At 75.4% G+C, this 22,701-nt stretch carries 27 protein-coding genes and 1 pseudogene; 8 read left to right on the forward strand and 20 right to left on the reverse strand.

What is annotated here, in order from left to right; genetic code table 11:
- Positions 1–49: 49 nt before the first annotated feature.
- The 3 genes from ACFQ80_RS18620 to ACFQ80_RS18630 form a co-directional block, all read right to left on the reverse strand.
- A complete protein-coding gene (locus ACFQ80_RS18620; RefSeq protein ID WP_430564685.1) occupies positions 50–2,377 on the reverse strand; it encodes a bifunctional metallophosphatase/5'-nucleotidase in 2,328 nt (775 codons plus the stop codon).
- A 135-nt stretch (positions 2,378–2,512) separates the two neighbouring features.
- Positions 2,513–2,905 carry a DUF3817 domain-containing protein gene (locus tag ACFQ80_RS18625; protein ID WP_430564686.1) on the reverse strand — a complete coding sequence of 131 codons (393 nt, stop codon included), beginning with the start codon at positions 2,903–2,905 and terminating at the stop codon, positions 2,513–2,515.
- Positions 2,906–2,990: 85 nt separating this feature from the next.
- Positions 2,991–3,539, reverse strand: coding sequence for a hemerythrin domain-containing protein (locus ACFQ80_RS18630; protein ID WP_430564687.1), 549 nt, complete (start codon positions 3,537–3,539; stop codon positions 2,991–2,993).
- A 164-nt stretch (positions 3,540–3,703) separates the two neighbouring features.
- Here ACFQ80_RS18630 and ACFQ80_RS18635 point away from each other — a divergent pair, with 164 nt between their 5' ends.
- The 3 genes from ACFQ80_RS18635 to ACFQ80_RS18645 are packed head-to-tail and all read left to right on the forward strand — an operon-like array spanning position 3,704 to position 6,338.
- Positions 3,704–4,666: an endonuclease/exonuclease/phosphatase family protein gene (locus tag ACFQ80_RS18635; protein ID WP_430564688.1), complete on the forward strand. Its 963-nt coding sequence runs from the start codon at positions 3,704–3,706 to the stop codon at positions 4,664–4,666.
- A gap of 46 nt (positions 4,667–4,712) precedes the next feature.
- Positions 4,713–5,615: an alpha/beta fold hydrolase gene (locus tag ACFQ80_RS18640; protein WP_430564689.1), complete on the forward strand. Its 903-nt coding sequence runs from the start codon at positions 4,713–4,715 to the stop codon at positions 5,613–5,615.
- A gap of 48 nt (positions 5,616–5,663) precedes the next feature.
- Positions 5,664–6,338, forward strand: coding sequence for an MBL fold metallo-hydrolase (locus ACFQ80_RS18645; protein ID WP_430564690.1), 675 nt, complete (start codon positions 5,664–5,666; stop codon positions 6,336–6,338).
- Between the two features lie 15 nt (positions 6,339–6,353).
- Here the strand turns inward: ACFQ80_RS18645 and ACFQ80_RS18650 are convergent, their stop codons facing one another.
- Complete coding sequence (locus tag ACFQ80_RS18650; protein WP_430564691.1) at positions 6,354–7,499, reverse strand: GNAT family N-acetyltransferase; 1,146 nt, start codon at positions 7,497–7,499, stop codon at positions 6,354–6,356.
- A gap of 94 nt (positions 7,500–7,593) precedes the next feature.
- On the opposite strand from ACFQ80_RS18650, the gene ACFQ80_RS18655 reads away from it, so the two are divergent.
- The 3 genes from ACFQ80_RS18655 (at position 7,594) to ACFQ80_RS18665 (ending at position 10,350) form a co-directional block, all read left to right on the forward strand.
- Positions 7,594–8,145 carry a GNAT family N-acetyltransferase gene (locus tag ACFQ80_RS18655; protein WP_430549158.1) on the forward strand — a complete coding sequence of 184 codons (552 nt, stop codon included), beginning with the start codon at positions 7,594–7,596 and terminating at the stop codon, positions 8,143–8,145.
- An 85-nt stretch (positions 8,146–8,230) separates the two neighbouring features.
- Positions 8,231–8,833, forward strand: coding sequence for a SigE family RNA polymerase sigma factor (locus ACFQ80_RS18660; protein ID WP_430564692.1), 603 nt, complete (start codon positions 8,231–8,233; stop codon positions 8,831–8,833).
- Positions 8,830–10,350: a hypothetical protein gene (locus tag ACFQ80_RS18665; RefSeq protein WP_430564693.1), complete on the forward strand. Its 1,521-nt coding sequence runs from the start codon at positions 8,830–8,832 to the stop codon at positions 10,348–10,350. The genes ACFQ80_RS18660 and ACFQ80_RS18665 overlap by 4 nt, the downstream gene beginning before the upstream one ends.
- A gap of 3 nt (positions 10,351–10,353) precedes the next feature.
- On the opposite strand, the gene ACFQ80_RS18670 is transcribed toward ACFQ80_RS18665, so the two are convergent.
- A complete protein-coding gene (locus ACFQ80_RS18670) occupies positions 10,354–10,791 on the reverse strand; it encodes a YybH family protein (protein WP_430549161.1) in 438 nt (145 codons plus the stop codon).
- Between the two features lie 60 nt (positions 10,792–10,851).
- On the opposite strand from ACFQ80_RS18670, the gene ACFQ80_RS18675 reads away from it, so the two are divergent.
- Entirely contained in the window at positions 10,852–11,451 is a 600-nt protein-coding gene (locus ACFQ80_RS18675) for a GNAT family N-acetyltransferase (protein WP_430564694.1), read from the forward strand.
- A 12-nt stretch (positions 11,452–11,463) separates the two neighbouring features.
- On the opposite strand, the gene ACFQ80_RS18680 is transcribed toward ACFQ80_RS18675, so the two are convergent.
- Both ACFQ80_RS18680 and ACFQ80_RS18685 read right to left on the reverse strand, forming a co-directional pair.
- On the reverse strand, positions 11,464–11,811 hold the full coding sequence (locus ACFQ80_RS18680; protein WP_430564695.1) for a hypothetical protein: 348 nt from the start codon (positions 11,809–11,811) through the stop codon (positions 11,464–11,466).
- A 98-nt stretch (positions 11,812–11,909) separates the two neighbouring features.
- Positions 11,910–12,254, reverse strand: a pseudogene (locus ACFQ80_RS18685) (SDR family oxidoreductase); the annotation flags it as partial.
- Between the two features lie 105 nt (positions 12,255–12,359).
- Here ACFQ80_RS18685 and ACFQ80_RS18690 point away from each other — a divergent pair.
- The gene (locus tag ACFQ80_RS18690) at positions 12,360–12,788 is read left to right on the forward strand and encodes a GNAT family N-acetyltransferase (protein ID WP_430564696.1); all 429 of its coding nucleotides are present in this window, start codon (positions 12,360–12,362) and stop codon (positions 12,786–12,788) included.
- Between the two features lie 27 nt (positions 12,789–12,815).
- Here ACFQ80_RS18690 and ACFQ80_RS18695 read toward each other — a convergent pair whose 3' ends face one another.
- The 13 genes from ACFQ80_RS18695 to ACFQ80_RS18755 form a co-directional block, all read right to left on the reverse strand.
- Entirely contained in the window at positions 12,816–13,355 is a 540-nt protein-coding gene (locus ACFQ80_RS18695) for a VOC family protein (RefSeq protein WP_430564697.1), read from the reverse strand.
- A 63-nt stretch (positions 13,356–13,418) separates the two neighbouring features.
- Positions 13,419–14,099, reverse strand: a complete 681-nt coding sequence (locus tag ACFQ80_RS18700; protein WP_430564698.1) for a helix-turn-helix domain-containing protein — start codon at positions 14,097–14,099, stop codon at positions 13,419–13,421.
- A gap of 4 nt (positions 14,100–14,103) precedes the next feature.
- Positions 14,104–14,892, reverse strand: a complete 789-nt coding sequence (locus ACFQ80_RS18705) for a YidC/Oxa1 family membrane protein insertase (RefSeq protein ID WP_430564699.1) — start codon at positions 14,890–14,892, stop codon at positions 14,104–14,106.
- 133 nt (positions 14,893–15,025) lie between these two features.
- Positions 15,026–15,310 carry a DUF6412 domain-containing protein gene (locus ACFQ80_RS18710; RefSeq protein WP_430549168.1) on the reverse strand — a complete coding sequence of 95 codons (285 nt, stop codon included), beginning with the start codon at positions 15,308–15,310 and terminating at the stop codon, positions 15,026–15,028.
- 57 nt (positions 15,311–15,367) lie between these two features.
- Positions 15,368–16,147: an SDR family NAD(P)-dependent oxidoreductase gene (locus ACFQ80_RS18715; protein ID WP_430564700.1), complete on the reverse strand. Its 780-nt coding sequence runs from the start codon at positions 16,145–16,147 to the stop codon at positions 15,368–15,370.
- 24 nt (positions 16,148–16,171) lie between these two features.
- Positions 16,172–18,574 (reverse strand): ATP-binding cassette domain-containing protein, encoded by a 2,403-nt coding sequence (locus tag ACFQ80_RS18720; protein ID WP_430549170.1) that lies wholly within the window; start codon positions 18,572–18,574, stop codon positions 16,172–16,174.
- 67 nt (positions 18,575–18,641) lie between these two features.
- Positions 18,642–19,223 (reverse strand): MOSC domain-containing protein, encoded by a 582-nt coding sequence (locus ACFQ80_RS18725; protein ID WP_430564701.1) that lies wholly within the window; start codon positions 19,221–19,223, stop codon positions 18,642–18,644.
- A 24-nt stretch (positions 19,224–19,247) separates the two neighbouring features.
- Positions 19,248–19,682 carry a YdeI/OmpD-associated family protein gene (locus ACFQ80_RS18730; RefSeq protein ID WP_430564702.1) on the reverse strand — a complete coding sequence of 145 codons (435 nt, stop codon included), beginning with the start codon at positions 19,680–19,682 and terminating at the stop codon, positions 19,248–19,250.
- A gap of 73 nt (positions 19,683–19,755) precedes the next feature.
- Positions 19,756–20,223, reverse strand: coding sequence for a nitroreductase family deazaflavin-dependent oxidoreductase (locus ACFQ80_RS18735; RefSeq protein ID WP_430564703.1), 468 nt, complete (start codon positions 20,221–20,223; stop codon positions 19,756–19,758).
- 5 nt (positions 20,224–20,228) lie between these two features.
- Complete coding sequence (locus tag ACFQ80_RS18740) at positions 20,229–20,639, reverse strand: VOC family protein (protein WP_429763216.1); 411 nt, start codon at positions 20,637–20,639, stop codon at positions 20,229–20,231.
- 14 nt (positions 20,640–20,653) lie between these two features.
- Positions 20,654–21,100, reverse strand: coding sequence for a helix-turn-helix transcriptional regulator (locus ACFQ80_RS18745; RefSeq protein ID WP_430549174.1), 447 nt, complete (start codon positions 21,098–21,100; stop codon positions 20,654–20,656).
- 52 nt (positions 21,101–21,152) lie between these two features.
- Positions 21,153–21,725 (reverse strand): GNAT family N-acetyltransferase, encoded by a 573-nt coding sequence (locus ACFQ80_RS18750; protein WP_430549175.1) that lies wholly within the window; start codon positions 21,723–21,725, stop codon positions 21,153–21,155.
- 51 nt (positions 21,726–21,776) lie between these two features.
- Positions 21,777–22,688 (reverse strand): arginase family protein, encoded by a 912-nt coding sequence (locus ACFQ80_RS18755; protein WP_430564704.1) that lies wholly within the window; start codon positions 22,686–22,688, stop codon positions 21,777–21,779.
- Positions 22,689–22,701: the final 13 nt, after the last annotated feature.

Below are 22,701 nucleotides of genomic sequence, written 5' to 3' on the forward strand. Positions count from 1 at the left end.
CGCTCAGGGGAGCGTCGGGCCGGGCCGTCGTCGCGTCAGCGCTGGTCGGTCACCATGCGCCGAAGATGACCTCCCACAGGCTCTTCACCCGGATGGTGGTGGTCGTCGTGGCCGCCTCGGTGGCGTCGTCGCCGGAGTAGCGCAGCTCCACCTCGACGGTTCCGGGCTGGAACGGCCCCGCCCAGAGGCGGGCGTCGCCCTTCTTGTTCAGGGCGTCGGTGTCGACCTTCTTGCCCTTGACCCACGCGGTGACCTTGCCCGTCGGCGTGCCGTCCGGCGTCTCGACCGACACGTCGAGGCGCGCGGGCTGGAGCCACGCGACGACCGTCTTCGGCGCGTCGACCGTGAGGGTCGGGGTGGCCTTCGCGGGCTCGGTCACCTCGATCGGCACCGTCACCTCGGTGCTCGTCGCCGCGCCCGTGAGGGTGAGGGCGGTGGCACCGGCCGGGGCGTCCGCCGGGAGCTCGACGGCGACCGAGGCGGTGCCGATCGTGTCGTCCGGCGTCGTGCCGGCCGCGGTGGTGACGGCGGCGGTGCCGAGCTCGGTGTCGCCGAGGGACACCGTGAGCTCGGGGTCGGTCACGTCGCCGGGGGCGGACATCGACCAGGACGAGACGTCGAAGGCGACGGTCGCGCCGGGCTCGTACGCCTCGGGGGCGTCGGCCGGGAACGAGACGCCGACGGCGCGCTGGCTCGGGTCCACGGCCAGGGGCTCGTCGGCGGTGTGCGTCGCCATGTAGTCGACGAACGCGGCGAGGTCGGCCTTGCCGGTGTCGCGGGCGTTCGCGCCGTCCGCGAAGGCGCGGAAGTTGTCGCCGCCCGACGCGAGGAACGAGTTCACCGTGACGGAGTACGACGCGGCCGGGTCGACCGCCTCGCCGTCCAGCCACATGCCGGTGACGCGGTCACCCTCCTCACGGTTCGCGTCGAACGTGTAGGTGAAGCCCTCCGAGACGCCGAGCCGCAGGAACGGCCGCGACGGCACGTTGCCGTCGGCGTCGCGCTGCCACTGCTGCTCGAGGACGGCCTTGAGCTGCTCGCCCGTGAGGTCCATGTTGACGAGCGTGTTGGCGAACGGCTGCACCGCGGCTGCCTGCTTGTACGTGAGCGTGCGCGGGAAAGCGTCTGTGCCGGAGCCCACCATGTCGGCGCGGAGGCCGCCCGGGTTCATGAACGCGATCTGCGCCTCGCCCGACTCGGGGGCCTCGGTGGCCCAGCGCTGCACCTCGGCGACGAGGTTGCCGAGCGTGGACTCGCCGCCGCGGTTCTCCGCACCCGAGGACAGCTTGGCGCGGTTGAACGCCCCGCCGATCTCGCCCAGCGGCTCCGCGCCGAGCACGTCGGCCTCCTTGACCGCGTCGGCGACGATCGTCGCGACGTCGGGGTCCGCCGGGTAGGCGCCGGCGAGCGGCAGGATCCCGGTCTCGACGCCGACCGGCTCGCCGGTCGCCGCGTCCACCGAGTACGTGAGCTGGTTGAGGTTGTAGCCGTACTGGCCCGCGGAGACGACCGGGCGCTCCGTCACGGCCTCGCCGGACCACGCGTCGACCGGGAACTTGCAGTCGTACGCGAGGTGCGTGTGCCCGGAGACGATGGCGTCCACCTCGGGGCTCACGTCGTTGACGATGCTCGCGAACGCGTTGTCCGCCGTCGGCATCGCGGCGCAGTCCGTGGACTCAGCGCCCTCGTGCACCAGCATGACGACGAGGTCGGCGCCCTCGGCCTTGAGCGCGTCGGTCTCCTCGTTCACCGAGTCGACGATGCCCCGCACGTCGAGGTCCGCGATGCCGGCCGGGCTGACGAGGGCGGGCAGCTCCTCCGTGACGGCGCCGACGAAGCCGACCTGCACGTCGCCGAAGTCCTTGATCCACGTGGCTGGGACGGCGTCGTCGCCGGTCGCCTTCACCTTGAGGTTCGCGGCCACGTACTGCCACTCGGCGCCGCCGTACGGGTTGGTCTCGGCGTCGTAGGGCGCCATCACCCGGTTCACGAGGTCGTCGTAACCCTGGTCGAGCTCGTGGTTGCCGACCGCCGACACGTCGAGGCCCGCGGCGTTGAGGGCGTCGATCGTGGGCTTGTCGTGCTGGATGAAGGACTCGAACGTCGAGGCGCCGATGAGGTCGCCCGCCGCCGCGAAGACGGTGTTCGGGTTCTCGGCGCGCAGCTGCTGCACCGCGCCGGCCAGCACCGCGGCGCCGGCCTCGGTGCCGTTCGCCTGGATGCGGCCGTGGAAGTCGTTGGTGGCGAGGATCTGGACGTCGACGATCGGGTCGGCGCTGGCGGACACGGCGCCGGTGGTGGCGATCCCCGCGAAGGCGAGGGACACGCACGCGACGCCGGCGGTCCGCCGGCGGAGGGTGGGCCGAGCAGAGGTCATGGGACGCTCCCGGTGACAGTGACTGTAGTGGGCGTCACCGTAGCGGGGCCGTGCGACAGCGGCATGACGACCGCGAGAACCGGGGAAGAACGGCACCTTCCGCGCGGCTCGGGGACTACCTCGGCGGGTGCGGGACTACCTCGCCGAGATCGTCTCGGGCTCGGGCTCCGGTGCCGCGGACAGGCGGACGGCCGGGTCGCTCAGGTGCCCCGTGCGGCGCAGCCACCACTCGGCGAGCAGCGTCGTCAGGGGCGGGACGGCGGCCGCGAGCGCCACCAGCGTGCGGAACCAGCCCCAGCGGAGCTTCACCGCCGCGACCAGCGCGATCACCACGTACGCCACGAAGGCCGCCCCGTGCAGCCGGCCGAACAGCCAGACGCCCGCCTCCGTCGTCTCCGTGACGTACTTGAGGAACATGCCGACCAGCAGGCCCGCCCAGGTGAACGCCTCGATCACGGCGATCACCGCGTACACACGGCCGGTGCGGGACAGGGGCTGGCGGGCGGGCGACAGGGACGCGGCAGGCATGAGGGACCTCTCGGGACGCGGGCGGTCGGGCCAGTCTGCACGACGTCGGCGCACCGCCGTCGCGGGGAGGTGACAGTCCGTCGGGTCAGGCGAGCGGACCCAGGGCGGCGCGCCGGTCGGTGCCGGTCAGCGCGGCCGCGAGCGCGGGCTCGTCGAGCGCGTCGACCAGCCGCTTCTCCTCGTACCGGAAGTGCGTCTCCATGACGGCGTCGATGCCGTCGAGGTGCCGGTCGAGGGTGGCCGCGTCCGCGCCGGCGTCGACCGCGTGGGACAGCGCCCCGAGCAGGTGGTCGAGGACGCGGTGGTCCTGCTGCAGCTCGGCGACGACGCCCGCGAGGTCCGGGCGCAGCTGGAGGAGCGCGGTGAAGACGCTGCCGTCCTCGCCGCGGTGGTGACCCTCCAGCGCCTGGCAGAACCCGTGGCAGTAGAGGCCGATCAGGCGGCGGGGGTCGGCTCCGCCGGTCGGGGTGGGCGCGACGCCGTCGGCGGTGTCGACGGCCTCCCGCGCGACCTCCAGGGCGTCGCGGAGGCGGGCGTGGACGGCGAGCAGCTCCTGCCCCCACGCCACGAGGCGGGCGGTGGGATCGGAAGGATCGGTGGGTGGGGCGGTGGTCTCTCGGTACGGGTCGGTCACGATGCGCCGAGCCTAGTCGGAGCGGGCCGCCGAGGACGCGCCGCGCGGCGGTCAAGGCCCTGGTCACGGCGCCGTCGCCCGCCGTCCACCTGGCGTCCGCCGGGCGGCCACGTGCGGCCGATGGGATGGTCGGGCAACGACCGATCCCGACCCCTGGAGACGACATGGACCACCGCAGCTCCGCCGCCCCGGCCGGCATGACCCGCCGCGGCGCGCTCACCGCCGCCGGCGCGCTCGGCGCGCTCGGCGTCGCCGGCGCCCTGGCCGCGCCGGGCGCCGCCGCCACGACCGCCGCACGACCGGCCAGGGGCGCGCTGATCGGCCCGGCCAAGGGGTCGACGCTGCACGCGATGAGCTTCAACATCCGCCTGGACCGCGAGGACGCCACCCAGCCCGGCGAGCCCGACCACTGGCCGGACCGTGCCCCGCTCGTCACGGCGTTCCTCGCCCTCGAGCAACCCACGATCCTCGGGGTGCAGGAGGCGGAGTTCCAGCAGCTCGTCGCCGTCGAGCAGGGGCTGGGCAAGCACTACCGCACCGTGGGCTACGGCCGGTCCGGCGGCGCGGACGGCGAGTACTCGGCGATCTTCTACGACGCGCGCCGCCTCACGCTGCTGTGGTGGGACCAGTTCTGGCTGTCGGACACGCCGGACGTCATCGGCTCCGCCACGTGGGGCAACTCGGTGACCCGCATCGTCACCTGGGCCAGGTTCCGCGACGAGCGCACCGGCTCCGAGGTCGTGCACGTGAACTCGCACTTCGACCACCAGTCCGAGAACGCCCGCGTGCGCAGCGCCGAGGTGGTGCGCGACCTCGTCGCGGAGCTCGGGCTGCCCGTCGTCTTCACCGCCGACTGCAACGCGCCCGCCGGGCGGTCCGCGCCCTACGACGTGCTCGTCACCGACGGCGGCCTGCTCGACACGTGGGTGGCCGCCGACCGCCGGCTCACCCCCGACGTCGGCACGTTCCCCAACTACGGCGAGCCGGTCCCGGGCAACGACCGCATCGACTGGGTGCTCGCCACCGGCGGCACCGAGGTGCTCGCCGCGACCATCAACACGTGGACGCAGGACGGCCGCTGGCCCAGCGACCACACCCCGGTGCAGGCGCTGCTGCGCCTGCCGTGACGCCGTGGAGCGATGAGTCCGGCCGCGCCGCGCCGTCCCCTCCTGCATGACGCGACCTTCTGATGCCTCGCCCGTCGGGCCCGCGGACGGCGACGCCCTCGGTCCGGAACGCTTCACCGACGGCACGGCGCGGCTGTGCTTCCAGGCCGTCGGCGACCCGGCCGACCCGACCGTCCTGCTGGTCGGCGGCGTCGGGTCGTCGATGGACTGGTGGCCCGCCGACCTCGTCGTGGCGCTCGCCGACCGCGGGCGGCATGTCGTCCGGTACGACCACCGGGACACGGGCCGCTCCACCACCTGCCCGCCCGGGGCGCCGGACTACACCGGCCGCGACATCACGGAGGACGCGCTGCGCGTGCTCGACGCCGTGGGCGCCGACCGGGCGCACCTCGTGGGCCTGTCGATGGGCGGCGCCATCGTGCAGGAGTTGGCGCTCGAGCACCCCGACCGCGTCGCGTCGGCCACGCTGATGTCCACGACGCGGGCGTTCGCCGGGCCCGACGACGCGGCCCTGCCGCCGTCCGACCCCGCGCTGCACGGCCTGTGGGACGGCCCCTCCCCCGACCCGGCGGACACGGCCGCGCTGGTCGCCGCCGTCGTCGCCGAGGACCGCGCGCTCACCGGGCGGGGCGACTTCGACGAGGCCCGCACCCGCGCCCTCGCAGCCCGCGCGGTCGAGCGGTCCACCGACCCGACCGCCGGGACGAACCACTTCGCCGCGGAGCCCGGGGCCCCGTTCGAGGGCACCCTCGCCGACCTGACGGTGCCGACGCTGGTCGTGCACGGCAGCGAGGACCCGCTGTTCCCCGGCCACGGCGCGGCGCTGGCCGCGGAGATCCCGGGCGCACGGCTGCTGGTGCTCGACGGCGTCGGCCACCAGGTCGCGCCGCCGTCGTCGTGGGACGTGCTCCTCCCGGCGCTCCTCGCCCACACCTCGGCCCCCGCCTGAGGGCCGACCGGCGAGCGCCTGCCCGGGGATGAGGGCCAGGATGGCGGCATGTCCTCCCTCATCCTCACCACCTGGGGCCACGCCGGCGTCCGCCTGGAGCGCGACGACCACGTCCTCGTCATCGACCCCGGCACGTTCACCGACCCGCGCATCCTCGACGGCGCCGACGCCGTGCTCGTCACGCACGAGCACCCGGACCACGTCGACGTCCCCCGCGTGGCGGCCGCGCTGGCGACCGCGCCGACCCCCGAAGGCGGCCCGGAGCTGTGGGCCCCGGCGCCGGTCGTCGAGCTGCTGACCGGGGCGGGCGCCCCGGCCGCGCGACTGCACGCGGTGGACGGCGGCGCGTCGTTCGACGCGGCCGGGTTCGCCGTGCAGGCCCTCGGCCACGTGCACGCGGCCATCCACCCGGACCTGCCGCCGCCGGCCAACGTGGCCTACCTCGTCGACGGCGCCGTGCTGCACCCCGGCGACTCGTTCACGCCCGCCCCCGGCGGGGTGCGGGTCGACGTGCTGGCGCTGCCCGTCGCGGCGCCGTGGCTCAAGCTCGCGGAGGCGGTCGACTACGTGCGCCAGGTGTCGCCGCGCGTCGCCGTGCCGATCCACGACGCGATCCTCAACGACGCCGGCCTGGCGCTGGTCGACCGCGTCGCGGGCGGGCTCGGCGGCGACGGGTACCGGCGGCTCGCCCCCGGCGAGCCGCTGGAGGTCCGCACGGCGTGACCTCCGCGTCCGCCGTCAGCGGCTGAGGGGCACGACGTCGGCGAGCGGCGCCTGCAGCTCCGCCGACCCGCCCGCGGGCCGGAACCCCAGGGCCGCGTTGATCGCCAGCATCGGGGCGTTCGTCTCGTTGTTCCACGTAGAGATGCGGCGCGCGGCGGGGCGCAGGCGCGTGTGCTCGCGCAGGTTCACCGCCTTGAGGAGCATCCCGAGGCGGTGGCCGCGGTGCCCGGGCAGCACCACCGTGCTGTCCTGCTCGGTGAGCTCGGGGCGGTCGTCGTCCCCGACGAGCAGCGTCATCCCCGCCAGCGTGCCGGTGGCGACGTGCTCGACGACGGTGACGAGGCCGGTCCGGCCGCTCTCGGCCCGCTTCGTCTCCTCCAGGCGGATGCGCGCGCCGTCCCACCGTTCGGCCTCGAGCGCGAGACCGCCGTTCGGCTCGTCCTCGGACAGGCTGTGCTCCAGCGCCGCGAGCTGGTCCACCCACCGCTCCGGCGCCGGGTCCTGCCAGGTGTGCAGGCGGTAGGCGTCCCCGGCCCGGTCGGCGGCGTCGGCGGCGAACCCGTCCACGACGTCGCCCGGCAGCGGGACGTCGAGGACGGAGCGGCGCGCCACGATCTCCAGGCCCAGGCCGGCCCGGCGGGCGAACCGCATGCCCGGCAGGTCGGCGGAGACGTGCCCCGGTCCCTCCCGGGGCGCGAGCGCGTCCGGGGCGTCGGCGGGCGGCTCGACGGCGAGCTCGACCTCCGCGAACAGGGTGGTGCGGCACTCGGTGAGCGCGACGCGGCGCAAGCGGTCCGCGATCGCCGACCCGATCCCCCGCCCGCGGTGGGAGGGCAGCACCGCGATGCGCACGACGGCGAGGTGACGGTTGTCGGAGACGGGCAGGACGAGCTCCCCGTGCCCGACGACGCGCGGCACGCCAGGCGTCGCCTCGCCGTCCACGGCCACGAGCCGGTGGCACCGCGCGTGCTCCTGGTGGCGGTCGCCGACCAGCAGGTCGACGGCCCTGGGCGCGAGGTCGTCGTGCCCCAGGTCGGCCAGCCCCACGGCCCGCTCGAGCGCCGCGACGCCGTGGTACGCCCAGGCGTCGGCGACGTCGAGGCCGTCGGCGCGGGGCGGTTCGACCAGGCGCCACGCCGGTGCGGGCGCGGGGGTGCTCATGCCTCCACGGTGCGCCGCGGCGGGGGTCCGCGTCACGTGCTTTTCGGGGGCCGACGTCGCGGTTCGCCCGTCCCGGCGCGTAGGGTGCCTGACCGTGACGACCGAGACCCCGCTGCCGGTGACCACGGGCCGACTGGTCCTGCGCGCGCACCGCGCGGAGGACCTCGAGCCCCTGCTCGCCTACTACGCCGACCCCGAGGTGGCGCGCTACCTGCTCGAGGAGCCGTGGACGCCGGACGTCGGCGAGGCGCAGCTCGCGAAGCGGCTCGCCCGCACGAGCATCGACGAGCCCGGCTCCGCCCTCGCGCTCGTCGTCGAGCACGACGGCCAGGTCGTCGGCGACGTCGCCCTGTGGACGACGGGCGACACCGTCTCCCGCGGCGAGATCGGCTGGGTCTTCCACCCCGACCACACCGGCCAGGGCTACGCGACCGAGGCCGTGCGTGCCGTCCTCGACCTGGCGTTCGGCTTCTACCGCATGCACCGCGTCGTCGCGCAGCTCGACGCCCGCAACGAGCCGTCCGCCCGGCTGTGCGAGCGCGTCGGGATGCGGCGCGAGGGGCACCTGCGGCAGGACTGGTGGTCCAAGGGCGAGTGGACGGACACGCTCGTCTACGGCGTCCTCAAGGGTGACCGCACGGCCTGACGCCGCCTCCGGGCGGCGACGCCCGACAACCTTTGTCGCGCCGTCGGCGTCTATGTCCCGTGAACACACGAGACAGGCAGTACCCATGACGGCCGACGGCGCCGTGCCGCTCGTCGCCGAGACGAGGGCCGAACCGTTCCGGGTCGTGGCGGCGGGCGAGACCCCGGCGGACCGCTTCACGGCGTTCGCCGCGGCCAGCACCCCCGCGCTCTCCCGGATCGCGTACCTCCTGTGCGGGGACGAGCACCGCGCGGGCGACCTGGTCCAGCTCGCGCTGGAACGGACCTACCGGGCCTGGGGGCGGATCGAGGACGGCGACCCCTTCGCGTACGCGCGCCGCGTGATCGCCACGGCCCGCATCGACGGGTGGCGACGCACCCGCCACGACGTGCTCTCCGACCCCGCCGACCTGCGCCCCGCGCCCGTGCCGGACGCGACCCGGACGGTGGTCGACCGCGACCGCCTCGTCCGCGCGCTGCGGCAGCTCCCCGAGGCGCAGCGGCGCGTCGTCGTCCTGCGCCACCTGCTCGACCGCTCGGAGGCGCAGACCGCGGACGAGCTGGGGATCTCGACCGGCTCGGTGAAGTCGAGCGGGTCCCGCGGCCTGGCGAGGCTGCGCGAGCTGCTGGCCGCCGACGGCACCCACGACAACACACCGGCACCGACGAGGAAGGGGACGGTCCGATGACCCTCCAGGACGATTTCGTGACCGAGCTCCGGCACGCGGCCGACCGGGTCGAGCCGGTCGCCGCGCTCGACGGTGCGGCGATGGGCCGCCGCGCCGTCCGCCGGGTGCGGGCGCGGCGCGCCGCCCTGACCGGCGTCGGTGCGCTCGCCGCCGTGGGCGCCGTCGCGGGCGTGTGGCAGGGCACGTCGCCGGACGACGTCGTGAGCCCGGCGTCCCAGGACGTGCCGGCGGGCTGGACGCCCGTCGCCGTCGGCGGCGTGCGGCTCGCCGTGCCGCCCGGGCTCGAGCCGAGCGTCGACGGCGTCTGGGAGCAGGGCCCGGCCGACGAGGGCGGGGACTTCGTGCAGGTGGAGCAGTCCGCGGGCATGCCGCTCGTGCCGCCGGGCTCGGGGCTCACGCCGACGGACGTCAGGGTCCCGGGCGCGGAGTCGGCCCGGTACGTCACCGAGGACCACGGCGACGACCCGTCGTCCGACCAGGACTTCGTCGGGCGGCTCCAGGTGACCCTGGAGTCGGGCGACGTGGTGCAGGTGAGCCTGGTCTGGGTGGACGGCGCCGAGGCCGACGAGGTGTTCGCCGACCTGGTGGGCTCGGTGTCGGTGGACGAGGACCCCGGCTCCCTGCCGGCCCCGGAGGGGGCGGCCGCCGCCCTGCAGCCCCTCGAGGGGTACGCCGCCGGCGTCCCGGAAGGCTGGGAGAGCGCGGAGTTCGTCGGCCTCGGGTACGCGGTGCCGCCCGGCTGGGCCTCCGACCGGGAGGTCGCCGACGCCTACCCCGCCGGGGCGACCGTCCGGTCCGCCAGCGCCGACGGGACGGCCGGCCTCACGATCCGCCAGGCCACCGGAGCCGCGGGGTGGCCCGGCTCGATCGCGCCGTCGCCGCTCGACCCGGCGTCCACGTTCCCGCTCGACGGGGCGGACGTGGTCCAGGTCGGGTCGCGGGCCGAGGACGGCACGGACCGCACCACCGCGTACCTGCGGCACGAGGGCGGTCGCGGGTACGTCGTGACCGTCGAGGCGCCCGCCACCCCGGACGGGCGCGAGCTGGCCCGCCGGCTGCTGGGCACGCTCGGGTTCGCCGCCGGGGCCCAGGTGCCCGGTCCGGACGACCTGCCGCAGCTCCCGACGACGGCCGTCCCCGACGGCTGGCACACGGTGGAGCGGGGCGACGTCCGCCTCGACCTGCCCCGCGGATGGGCCCCGGTCGAGACCCCCGACGGCGCCGGCTGGGGCTCCGAGGGCGGCGCGGAGACCCTCACCGTCGGCACGCGCGCGCCGGCGGCCGTCGAGGAGGAGCCCTCGTACGGGTTCCGGTACGACGTGCCGGGAGCGGACGGCGGCGCCGTGATCCAGCAGGGCGACGACGTCACGACGGACGGGACGCCCCGCTTCCTGGCGACGGTGGAGCTGCGCACCGGCGACGACACGGTGGTGCTGTCGTACAGCGGCCCCCGCGGCGCGGACTCGCGGGAGCGGTTCGGCAGCATCGTGCGGTCGCTCCGGGTCGCCGGGAGCTGAGCCTCACCCCTCGGCGGGTCGTCGCGCCTCGCGCGTCGGCCCGCCGTCGGCGTGCCGGTGCACCACCTTCCAGCCGGCGGCCTCCCGGCGGTAGACCTGGGTCACCCGCAGCACGTAGTCGCGCGGGCGGCCGTCGACCGACGTCGACGTGACCTCCCGGTGCACCGTGTAGGCCAGGTCGCCGCCGACGTCGGCGGCGACGAGGTCGACCTCGGCGGACGCCACGTCCGAGAACGACGCGGCCAGCCGCGCGAACACCTCCCGTACCTCCTCGGGGCCGTCGGCCTCCATCCAGGCGCCGAAGAGGGTCACCGGCGGGCGGCGGGACCAGGTGCGGTCGCGGGGGCGGGCGTCGCCGTCGTGCAGCGCCGACTCCGCCGCCCGCCACGTCGTGCGGAACCAGTCGAGGAAGTCCTCGCGGTCGCCCGTGCCCGCCGTCATGGCCGCATTGAACCTCGGTCCGCCCGCGCTCGGTAGGGCCGGGCGGGGCACGATGGGGCGATGACGTCCGACATCGTGGTCCGCCCGGCGAACGAGGCGTCGTGGGACGACCTGCAGACCGTGCTCGGCCCGCGCGGCGAGGGGGCACGCTGCCAGTGCCGGTGGTACCAGACGCCCGGCTCGCGGTGGCTGGAGACGACGCGCGAGGAGCGCGCCGAGGAGCTGCGCCGGGACACCCGCTGCGGGGAGCCCGGCGCCGCCACGACGAGCGGCCTCGTCGCCTGGCTGGACGGCGAGCCGGCCGGCTGGTGCGCCGTCGAGCCCCGCACCGCGTACGCCCGGCTGCGCACCGCGCGCGTGCCGTGGTCCGGCCGCGACGAGGACAAGGACGACGACGGCGTGTGGGCCGTGGTCTGCTTCGTCACCCGGGCCGGGTACCGCCGCCGCGGGATCAGCGCGGCGCTCACGACCGCTGCGGTGGAGCATGCGCGCTCCCGCGGGGCGCGCGCCGTGGAGGGCTATCCCATGGTGGTCGAGCCGGGTCGCGCGGACGACACGGGCACGCTGTTCGTGGGGGTGGCGTCGGTGTTCGAGGCCGCCGGGTTCCGCGAGGTCAGCCGCCCGACGCCGCGGCGCGCGGTGATGCGCGTCGACCTCTGAGCCCGGCACCGCTCAGCGTCGCTCGACGTGCTCCGCGAGGAACTCGCCCCACGTCTGCTTGCCGACCGCACGGTCGGGCGCGAGGTTGCCGCCCGCCGCGTACGCCCGCGACGCCGCGCCCGGCACGCGGACCGGCATCGTGGGGCGCCGCGACCCGACCGCGTCGAGGTAGTCCCGCACCATCCCGCGGAACGTGAGCACCTCCGGCCCGGCGACGTCGGGCACGCGGCCCTGCGGGTCGCCGAGCGCCAGCTCCACCAGGCGCGCCGCGACCTCGTCGGCCGCGATCGGCTGCGCCCGCCAGCCGGACGGCGTGGGCACCACCGGCAGCTTCGCGAGCGCCCGGGCCGCGATGAGCACCAGCTCGTGGAACTGGGTGGCGCGCAGGTTGGACCACGGATCCCGGACTCCTCCAGCACCCGCTCCTGGGCCAGCTTGCTCTCCATGTAGCCGAGCGCGCGCCGGTCGAAGCCGGACCTCACCGGCACCTTCTCGGCGCCCACCACCGACACGTTGACCAGGTGGGGTTCCGTCCCGGCGTCCCGGACCGCCCGGACCAGGGCCCGCGCCATCGGCTCGTTGTGAAGCTGGTCGCCGGCGAGGTGCACGACCACCTCGGCGTCGCCCACCGCCTGCGCCAGCCCCTCTCCCGTCGTCCAGTCCGCGACGACGTACCGCACGCCGTCGCCCTCCGGGTGCGGGCTGCGGCTGACCACCCGCACATCCGCGCCCGTCCGCACCAGCCGCGGCACCACCAGCCTGCCGAGGTGCCCCGTGCCACCGGTGACCAGGATGCGTGCCATGCCGTCCTCCTCCGTCGCCGCGCCCCGACGGCGCGTCCTGCACCCCCGACGAGGCGACGGACGAGGACGTGACCGCCGCCCCGACGGCGCTGCTATGTTCCGCGGGTGATCGACGACCTGACCGCCGACCGTCTCGAGGACTGCGCGCGGCTCTTCGTCCGCACGTTCTCCGCACCCCCGTGGCACGAGGAGTGGACGGAGGCGGACGCCGCGCAACGACTCGGCGACCTGCTGGCGACGCCGCGCTCAAGGGGCGTGTGCGCGGTCGCGGACGACGGGGCCGTCGTCGGCTTCGTCCTCGGGCACCGTGAACGGGTCGGCCGCGAGGACCACCTGCTGGTCAAGGAGATGTGCGTCGCGCCCGACCGTCAGCGCGAGGGCTGGGGTTCCCGGCTGCTGGCCGCCCTGGAGGACCGCCTGCCCGAGGTCGAGCACTGGTACCTCCTGACGATGCGGGACGGCGCCGCGGCCGCGTTCTACGAGGCGCACGGGTTCCGTCCCGCGTCGCGGGTCGGCGTCTACGTCCGGCCTTGAGGCGGCGGGCGAGGACGTGACCGCGACTCAGGCGGCCGGGTCCCGCAGGCGCGGCAGGGTGGCGACGAGGGTGTCGCGGATGTAGGTCAGCTCGGGCGTCGGCTCCCACTCGGCGTCGCTCTCGGCATCGCTCTCGGCGTCGGTCTCGGCACCGTCGCCGGCCTCCTCCCACCCGCCCGCGGCGTCGTCCTGCGGGGTGCTGTAGACCCACCACAGGTTGTTCCAGGGGTCGACGAAGCGGGAGAAGACCTCGCCGAAGAACGCGGTGGGCTCCGTCACGACGTCCGCGCCACCGGCTCGCGCCCGCTGGAGCACCGTGTCCACGTCGTCGACGTAGACCTGCAGCAGGGACGGGGTGAACGGCCAGCCGGGCTTGCGCTCACCGAACATGACGGTGGTTCCGCCGATCTGAAGCTCGGCGTGCAGCAGCAGCCCGTCGTGGTCGACGGTCCGCGCGTCGGGGTGCTCGACCCCGTCGAACACGTCGACGAGGAAGAGGATGAGGTTCTCGACGTCGCGGCTGATGATGAACGGGTTGATCGTCGAGAATCCTGGGGGGACGGCCATGGTGGCTCCTTTCGTCCCCGCCATCACACCGCGCCGGCCGGGGCCCGGTCTTGAACGAGAACGTCACCCGGCGGGACGTCGGCGGGCGGCGGCCGCGAGCACCGCCGCCGGGGTCCGCCCACGGATGAGGCGCAGGCTGCGGGTCAGGTGCGCCTGGTCGGCGAACCCGGCCCGCGCCGCCGCCTCCGCCGGCGCGACGCCGCCCTGCAGGAGGGCGTACGCCCGCTCGGCCCGTCTGACCTGCTCCACCTGCCCCGCCGTCAGCCCGACGGTGCGCCGGTAGCGGCGCTGCCAGGTGCGCGGCGACGCGCCGTCCCGCTGCCCGTCGAGCGCCGCGCGCACGCCGTCGTCCACGCCCAGCGGGCCGAGCCGCACCATCTCGTCCACCCAGTCCTCGAGCTCGTCGAAGGCCGGCAGCGTCGTCCACCGCTCCCCGAGCCGGACCTGCCCGGAGCGCACCGGCAGGTCGACGGTGGCCCCCAGCACCGGCTGCTTGTCGAGGCCCGCGACCACCACGAACGGCGCCAGCTCCACGCCCCAGTAGCTCTCCCCCACGACGCTCGTCGTGCTGCGGGCGCTCAGGCTCGGCCCGTCGAGCTCACCGCCGAGGCTCCCGTCGGCGCGGCGGATGAAGGAGATGCCCCAGTACTCCGAGCCCGCGACGAGGTACTCCCCCTGCTCCTCCACGGTCGCGCGCCACACCGTGCGCACCGCAGGGGTCGAACCCGGCCGTTCGAGCCACATGACGTCACGGTATCGCCGGTCCCCCGCCCGGGGCCGCGGGGTCGAGCGGAAAGCGACGCCGCAGCAGGATCCGCTGGACCAGGGTCCACGCCACCGTCACCAGGAGGTACAGCCCCGCGGCGAGCGGGACGACGCAGGCGACGGCGGCGGTGACGAACTGGAGCGCGCCGAGCGCGCGCTGCATCCCCGGCGCCCCCACCGACGCCGGGGTCGCCGAGGGCACGGCGAGCGGGCCGCCGGGCAGCGCGGCGCGCCGCGTCAGCTCGCCCACGAGCGCGACGGCGAGCACGAGCGCGCCGAGGACGACGACCGCGGCGACGCCCGGCGCCCCACCCGAGAGCACCCCGACGAGGCTGCTGCCGAGCGGCACCCCGAACAGGGTGTGGCCCAGCAGGGCGTTGGCCCCGCCGGCGATCTCCGCGTGGACGAACACCGCGTAGATCACCCCGACCACCGGGGCCTGCAGCAGCAGCGGCAGGCAACCGGCCAGGGGCGTGGTGCCCTCGTCGGCGTAGAGCTGCATCGTGGCGCGCTGGAGCGCCTCGGGGTCCTTGCGGTGCCGGCGTCGGAGCTCGGCGACGCGGGGCGCCAGGCGCACCCGCGTGCGCTCGGCACGCGCCTGCGAGACCCCGACGGGGACGAGGGCCGCCCGCACGACGAGCGTCACGGCGACGACGGCGGCCGCCGCGGCTCCGGCGCCGAGGGCGGGTTCGAGCAGGTGGGACAGGCCCATCAGGGCGTGGTACGCGCCACCGAGCACGGCGGCGACAGGGGGCAGGGCGAAGAGATCCATGGGGGTGCGTCCTCGGTCGAACGGAAAGGGTTCGCGTTCGCCGAGCACCCCGCGGGCGTGCGGGGTCGCCGCGCGTGGCGCGCGACGTCGAGCCGTCCCGGCGGGGACGGTCAGGGGATGGCCCGGGGGGAGCTCAGCCGGCGAGGACGCCGGGAGCCCGGGGCCGCGGGCGGCCGGGGGCGTGGGGATCGCTCTGGGTGACCAGCGGCGGCAGCTCGCCGTCGCGCCGCACCACCGGCGCGGTCACGGGCAGCAGACGCGGTCCGACCGCCGTCGCGCGAGCCACGAAGCTCAGCGCCATCGCGGCCAGGCCGGCGGCACCGACCAGGAGGAGCAGGGTCGTCAGCGTCGGCGTGCCGAGCAGGACCGCGAGCGACGACGACACGTCGCGCGCCAGCACGAGCAGGGCGTCACCCACGTCGTCTCCCCTCGTGGTCCTGGTCCTGAGGCCGTCCCGTCACGATAGCGCGCGCCCTCAGGTCTCGTCGGCGAGGCGGCCGAACGACGCGAGCGGCCCCGCGAGCACGCCGCCGTCCACGGGCAGGGTGACGCCCGTGACCCACGCGGCGTCGTCGGACGCGAGGAACGCGACGGCGGCGGCCACGTCCTCCGGCTCGCCCACGCGGCCGAGCGGGTACATCGGCGCGAGGCGGTCGGGGCCGCCCTGGTCGTCCCAGACGCGGGTGCGGACGGTGGCGGGCGCGACGACGTTCACGCGCACCCCGTCGGGCCCGAGCCGCACGGCGAGGTTCTTCGCCAGCACCCCCAGCCCCGCCTTCGCGGCCGAGTAGGCGTCGCCGCCGAACGCCGCGAGGCCGTTGACGGACCCGACCAGCACGACGGCGCCGCCCGGCCGGGTCAGGTGCGGCGCGGCGGCGCGCACGACGCGCGCCGGCCCGGCGAGATTGAGGTCGACCGTGGCCGCCCAGTCGGCGTCGGTGCCGCCGTCGAGCTGGTCCGCGTGCGGCAGCGCCCCGCCCGCCACGTTGACCAGCGCGTCGAGGCGGCCCCACCGCGCGACGGCGGCGGCCGCGGCCGCGTCGACGGACGCCGGGTCCGTGAGGTCGCAGGGCACGACGAGCGTGCGCCCGCGCGCGTCGGGCCCGAGGGCCACCGCCGTCTCCTCGGCCGCGGCCGTGTCGACGTCGGCCAGCACCACCGTCGCCCCCTCGGCGGACAGGCGGCGGACGACGGCGGCGCCGATGCCGTGCGCGGCCCCCGTCACGAGCGCGACGCGCCCCGCGAAGCGGTCCATCCTCGTCCCTCCCGCCGTCCCGGCTCAGGCGCCGACGTAGTCCGCGAGGTGCTCGCCGGTCACGGTGGAGCGGGCGGCCACGAGGTCGGCGGGCGTGCCCTCGAAGACGACCGTGCCGCCGTCGTGCCCGGCGCCGGGGCCGAGGTCGATGATCCGGTCGGCGTGCGCCATGACGGCCTGGTGGTGCTCGATGACGATGACGGTCTTGCCGGCGTCGACGAGCCGGTCGAGGAGGCCGAGCAGGTTCGCCACGTCGGCCAGGTGCAGGCCGGTGGTGGGCTCGTCGAGGATGTACGTGCCGCCCTTCTCGCCCATGTGCATGGCGAGCTTGAGCCGCTGCCGCTCGCCGCCGGACAGCGTGTTGAGGGGCTGGCCGAGCTTCACGTACCCGAGCCCGACGTCCTCCAGGTGGGCCAGGATCTTGTGCGCGGCGGGGATCTTCGCCTCGCCCTCGCGGAAGAAGGCGTGCGCCTGCGCGACGGACAGGTCGAGCACGTCGGCGATGTTCTTGCCGCCGAGCGTGTACTCCAGCACCGACGCCATGAACCGCTTGCCGCCGCAGTCCTCGCAGGGCGTCTCGACGGTCTCCATGAAGCCGAGCTCGGTGTAGATGCGGCCGTTGCCCTTGCAGGTGGGGCACGCGCCCTCGGAGTTCGCGCTGAACAGGGCCGGCTTCACGCCGTTCGCCTTGGCGAACGCCTTGCGGATCGGCTCCAGCAGCCCGGTGTACGTGGCGGGGTTGGAGCGCCGCGAACCCTTGATCGCGCCCTGGTCGACGACGACCACGCCCTCGCGACCGGCGAGGTTGCCGTGGATCAGCGAGCTCTTGCCGGAGCCCGCGACGCCCGTGACCACCGTCAGGACGCCGGTCGGGACGTCGACGTCGACGTCGCGCAGGTTGTTCTGCGACGCGCCGCGGATCTCCAGCGCGCCCGACGGCTCCCGGACCGACTCCTTGACGCTGACCCGGTCGTCCAGGTGCCGGCCCGTGAGGGTGCCGCTCGCACGCAGGCCTTCGAGCGTGCCCTCGAAGCAGATGGTGCCGCCGTCCGTGCCGGCGCCCGGGCCGAGGTCGATCACGTGGTCGGCGATCGCGATCGCCTCCGGCTTGTGCTCGACGACGAGCACCGTGTTGCCCTTGTCGCGCAGCTCCAGGAGCAGGCCGTTCATCCGCTCGATGTCGTGCGGGTGCAGGCCGACGGTCGGCTCGTCGAAGACGTAGGTGACGTCCGTGAGCGCGGATCCGAGGTGCCGGATCATCTTGGTGCGCTGCGCCTCGCCGCCGGACAGGGTGCCCGCGGGCCGCTCCAGCGACAGGTAGCCCAGCCCGATCTCGACGAACTTGTCGAACAGGTGCAGCAGGGCGCCGACCAGGGGCGCGACGCCCGGGTCGTCGATCCCCCGCGCCCACTCGGCGGCGTCGGTGATCTGCATGCGGCACACGTCGGCGATGCCGGCGCCGTTGACCTTCGCCGACCGGGCGGACTCGTTGAGGCGGGTGCCGTCGCAGGAGGGGCAGGGCACGAAGACCGCGGCCCGCTCGACGAACGCCCGGAGGTGCGGCTGCAGCGACTCGGGTGCCTTGCTGAACAGCGACTCGCGCAGCTTGGGGATGAGGCCCTGGTAGGTCATGTTCATCCCGAGCGCCTTGACCTTGCCCTTCTCCCGGTAGAGGAAGTCGTGCCGCTCGGCCTCCGTGTAGTCGCGCACCGGCTTGTCGCCGTCGACGAAGCCCGACTCCGAGAAGCCCTTCACCATCCAGCCGTCGGCCTTGTAGCCGGGCACGAGGATCGCGCCGTCGCGCAGGGACAGCGACTCGTCGACGATCACGGACAGGTCCAGGTCGGAGACGGTGCCGCGGCCCTCGCACTCCGGGCACATGCCGCCCAGGTACACCTGGTTGCGCACGACCTTCTTCTCGACCTCGCCCCCGGCCTTGCCCGTGCTGAACACGCCGCTCGCCGTCGAGGTCGGGATGTTGAAGGAGAACGCCGTCGGCGGGCCCACGTACGGCTCGCCGACGCGGCTGAACAGGTTGCGCAGCATGGCGTTCGCGTCGGTGACCGTGCCGACCGTGGACCGCACGTTGGCGCCCATCCGCTCCTGGTCCACCAGGATCGCGGTGGTGATGCCCTCCAGGACGTCGACGTCCGGGCGCGGCAGCGACGGCATGAAGCCCTGCACGAACGTCGAGTAGGTCTCGTCGATGAGCCGCCGCGACTCGGCGGCGATGGTCGCGAACACCAGCGAGCTCTTGCCCGAGCCCGACACCCCCGTGAACACGGAGAGGCGGCGCTTGGGGATCTCGACGTCCACGGCGCGCAGGTTGTTCTCGCGGGCGCCCTGCACGCGGATGACGTCGTGCGCGTCGGCGGCGTACGAGGACGTCGTGGCGGGGGACTCTGCGCGGGACTCGGTGGCGGTCACCGGGGGCTCCTTCGGTCGTGGCGGCTCGGGTGCGCCGTGGATGTGCTCGTGCTGTCCTCGGGTGGGGTCACACGCGGGTGAGCGGCAGGTGCGGCGGGGCGGGCAGCTCGACGCCGATCGCGTCCCCGGGGCGGACCGTGCCGCCGCGCGACACGATCCCCATCACCCCGGCGAGCCGCTCGACCCCGCCGTCGGCCCCGCGGCGCAGCACCTGCTTGAGCAGGCCGGGCTGGAAGTCGTCGATCTGCCGGCAGGGGTTGCGCAGCCCGGTGACGGTCACGACGGCTGCCCCGATCGTCAGCCGGGTGCCCACGGGCAGCGCCAGCAGGTCGATCCCGCGGGTGGTGAGGTTCTCCCCCAGGTCCCCGGGGGCCACGGCGTGGCCGGCCTCGCGGAGCAGGTCGAAGAGCTCCGCGTGGATGAGGTGCACCTGGCGCAGGTTCGGTTGCGACGGGTCCCTCGCGACGCGGCTGCGGTGCTGCACGGTGACCCCGGCGTGCGCGTCGCCCTCGACTCCCACCCCTTCGACGAGGAGCACCCCGTCGAGGGCCGGCTTGCTGAAACCGTGCACGGCGCTCGCGTGCACCGCGACGACGCTCGCCGTCGTGCCGTACGACGGGGCGGTGGTCGAGGGGTCCGTGACGGTCACCAGGGGTTCTCCTTCGCTCGGGCGTCAGCCGTGCAGCTCGGCAAGAGCCTTGTCGATGCGGCGGGCGCGTGTCGAGGCCTGCTTGGCCCCGTCGACGTCGAGCACGAGGCGGCGCCGGCGGCCCGGCGGAAGGGCATCGTACGCCGTACGGGCAACAGGGTCGGCGTCGAGCGCCCGGGCGAGGTCGTCGGGCTCGACGACGACGCGCGGCGCGGTGTCGAGCGCCAGCTCGACCTCCACGTCGGCGCCGACCTCGAGGCCCGCGGCCTCCCGGTTCGCCCGGCTCAGGCCGAGCAGGTGCCGGCCCCGCATGATCGCGACCCGGCTGCGCCACGTGTGACCGTTCACCGTGATCGTCACCGGTGGCCGGGCGCCGCCGCCGAGGGCCTCGACGACCTCCGGCGGCACCTCCAGACCCTGCATCTTCTGGGCGGGCTCGACGACGGCACGGAACCTCATGGCCACTCCTTCGCTGCCGTCGGCCCGGGTGGTGGTCGTCCGGGTGAGGCGGGGGATCCCGGGGACGCACACGTCAGGCGCCGGCCGGGACGAGGCGGACGACCGGGTACTGCCGGTCGCTCTTGCTCTGGTGCTTGTCGATGGTCGGCGCGGCCGCCGCGATCGCCGGCCACGCCCGGGCGCGCTCGGCGTCGTCGAGCACGTGCGCGGTCACCGGGGTGGTCCCGGTGCCGTGCAGCTCGACGGCGACCTGCTCCGGGTGCGCGACGAGGTTCGCGAACCAGCCGGGGTGCCGGCTGCCTCCGCCCGACGCGACGACCAGCCGGCCGCCCGCGCCGTCGTCGAACCAGGCCAGCGGGTTCTCGCGGGCCTCGCCGGTGCGGCGGCCGACGGTGTGCAGGACCAGCAGCTCCATGCCCATCATCTGCCCGCCCTTGCGGCGGATCTTCTTGGCGGTGCTGGCGTTGGCCTGCCGCTGGATCCACAGGGACAGCGGTCCAGGGGTGCCCTTCGGGCGCTTCGTCGCCTGCTGCTGGGTCACGGCGCTCACCCGACCTGGTCGATGCGGACCATGTTGCCCGCGGGGTCGCGGAAGGCGCAGTCGCGCACGCCCCACGGCTGCTCGGTGGGCTCGGAGACCACCTCGGCGTCGGCGGCCTGGAGCTTGGCGAAGACGCCGTCGAGGTCCTTGGTGCCGAGGATGATCGACTGGTAGCTGCCCTTGGCCATGAGCTCGCGGATGGTGCGCTGCTCGTCCTCGGTGATGCCGGGGTCGGCGGCGGGCGGGTTGAGGACGAGGCGGGTCTCGGGCTGGGCCGGCGAGACGAACGTCAGCCAGCGCATCTCGCCCTGCCCGACGTCCTGGACCAGCTCGAAGCCGAGCAGGTCGCGGTAGAAGCCCAGGGAGGCCTCCGGGTCGGTGTGCGGAAGGAAGGTCGTGTGGATGGTGATGTCGATGTCGCTCATGGAATTCACGCTAGGTGGAGGTCCACGGCCGGCGCTTCTCGATTCCTGACCGGTCGGGTCGCCTGCTTCGTGACGCACGACGGCAGCTCCCCCGCCGCCGACGACCGGGCCCGCCGCGCGTACTCGCTGGGCGCCATCCCCACCAGCTCCGTGAACCGCGTGCTGAACGTGCCGAGCGACGACGACCCCACCTCGAAGCACACCTCGGTGACGCTCAGGTCGCCCCGGCGCAGCAGCGTCATCGCCCGTTCGATGCGCCGCGTCATGAGGTAGCTGTAGGGCGACTCCCCGAACGCGGCCTTGAACTGCCGGCTCAGGTGCCCGGCCGACATGTGCACGCCCCGGGCCAGCGCCTCGACGTCCAGCGGCTGCGCGAACTCCCGGTCCATCCGGTCGCGCACACGACGCAGCAGCGCGAGGTCGCGCAGGCGGTCCGCGTCGCTGCTGGTCACGGTGCGATGCTTCCACGACCCACCCACGCCCGCCCGGCGTCCGCCGCGGGCGTCAGCCCGCCACCCGGGCGTGCACGTGCATGTCGTGCCAGCCGTCGAGGTGCCGCACGGACTGCCGCAGCACGCCCTCGGCCTCGAACCCCGCCTTCTCGGCCACACGGCACGACGGCGCGTTGTCCATCGAGTGCACCAGCTCGAGCCGGTGGAAGCCCGCCTCGAACGCCCACGCGGCGGCGACGTCGAGCGCGGCGGGCGCGACCCCGCGTCCGCGCGCCGCCGGGGCCGTCCAGTACGCGACGACGCCCACGCCGTGCGGGTCGAACGTCTTGACGACCATGCGGCCCAGGACGACGGCGTCGGCGGCGGCGTCCGCCACCGCCCAGCTCGACTCACGCCCGTCGGCCCAGCCGGCGCGCCAGCCGTCGAGCACCTCGCGCGCCTCGTCGTCCGACCCCAGGACGCGGACGTGCCACCGCTGGATCGCGTCGTCGGCGTACACGGCGCGCACCGCCGGGGCGTCCTCGGGCCGCCACGGCCGCAGCCGGGCGCCCACGGCGGGTACCTCCAGCGCCGGCTGCTCGGGGGCGGAGAACGGCGCGAACGTCACGGGCAGGAGGGTGGGCATGCGGCGATCCTGGCACCGTCGTCGACCGGTGCGCCAGCCCGTTCGCGCTGCTCAGCGACGCGAACCCAGGGCGCCCAGGCCGCGCACGACGACGTCCGCGACGGTGGCGGCGTACCGTCCGTCCGGGTCCAGCTCGGGGTCGAAGACCGTGACGGACGCGCCCACCGCCCACGGGGCGAGCGGCCGCAGCAGCTCGACGAGCTGGTCCGGGTCGAGCCCGCCGGGGTCCGGGCTGTCGACGGCGGGCATCCACGCCGGGTCGAGCACGTCCACGTCGAGCTGGAGCCAGAACCCGTCCCGCATCCCGTCAACCGCCAGCACCCGGTCCGCGACCGCCGCCCCGCCCGCGTCGACCACCTCCGCGGCCGGGACGACGCCGGCCAGCAGCCCGCGCGCCTCGGCGGCGTGCTCGTCGTCGTCCCGGCACCCCACGTGCACCGCACGGGCCGGGTCGACGTACGGCCCGAGCCCGTCGACGTCCGCGACCTCCGGCACGTGCAGCCCGACGGCCGCCGCGAGGTCCTCCCCCGCCAGGCTGCCCCAGGCGTCGCTGTTGCCCGGGTGCCGGAAGTCGGTGTGGCCGTCCACGTGGACCAGCCCGCCGCCCCGTGCCGCCCCGACCGAGCGCAGCGCGAGGCCGGCGCTGACGAGCAGGCTGCAATCGCCGCCGAGCACCAGCGGCGCCCGCCCGCCGTCGACCAGCTCCACGACCCGCCGTGCGAGACGCCGCGCGTGGTCGACGACCGCCGCCTGGTTGCGGATCGTGCCGGGCGGGCGGCGGCCGTCGTCGTCCACGTACGGGGCCGGCTCGACGACGCCCGCGTCGACGGCCCCCGCCGCCTCCAGGCGCCGGTGCAGGCCCGCCGCGCGCAGCGCCTCCGGCGCGCGCCAGGTACCCGGCGCCCTGCCCGGGGCCGGCGGGCGCAGGCCGAGGTTCGTCGGGGCCGACAGCAGCGCGATCACGCGGCCAGCGTGG

This window comes from Isoptericola sp. NPDC056578 (assembly GCF_042793275.1).
GTDB lineage: Bacteria > Actinomycetota > Actinomycetes > Actinomycetales > Cellulomonadaceae > Isoptericola.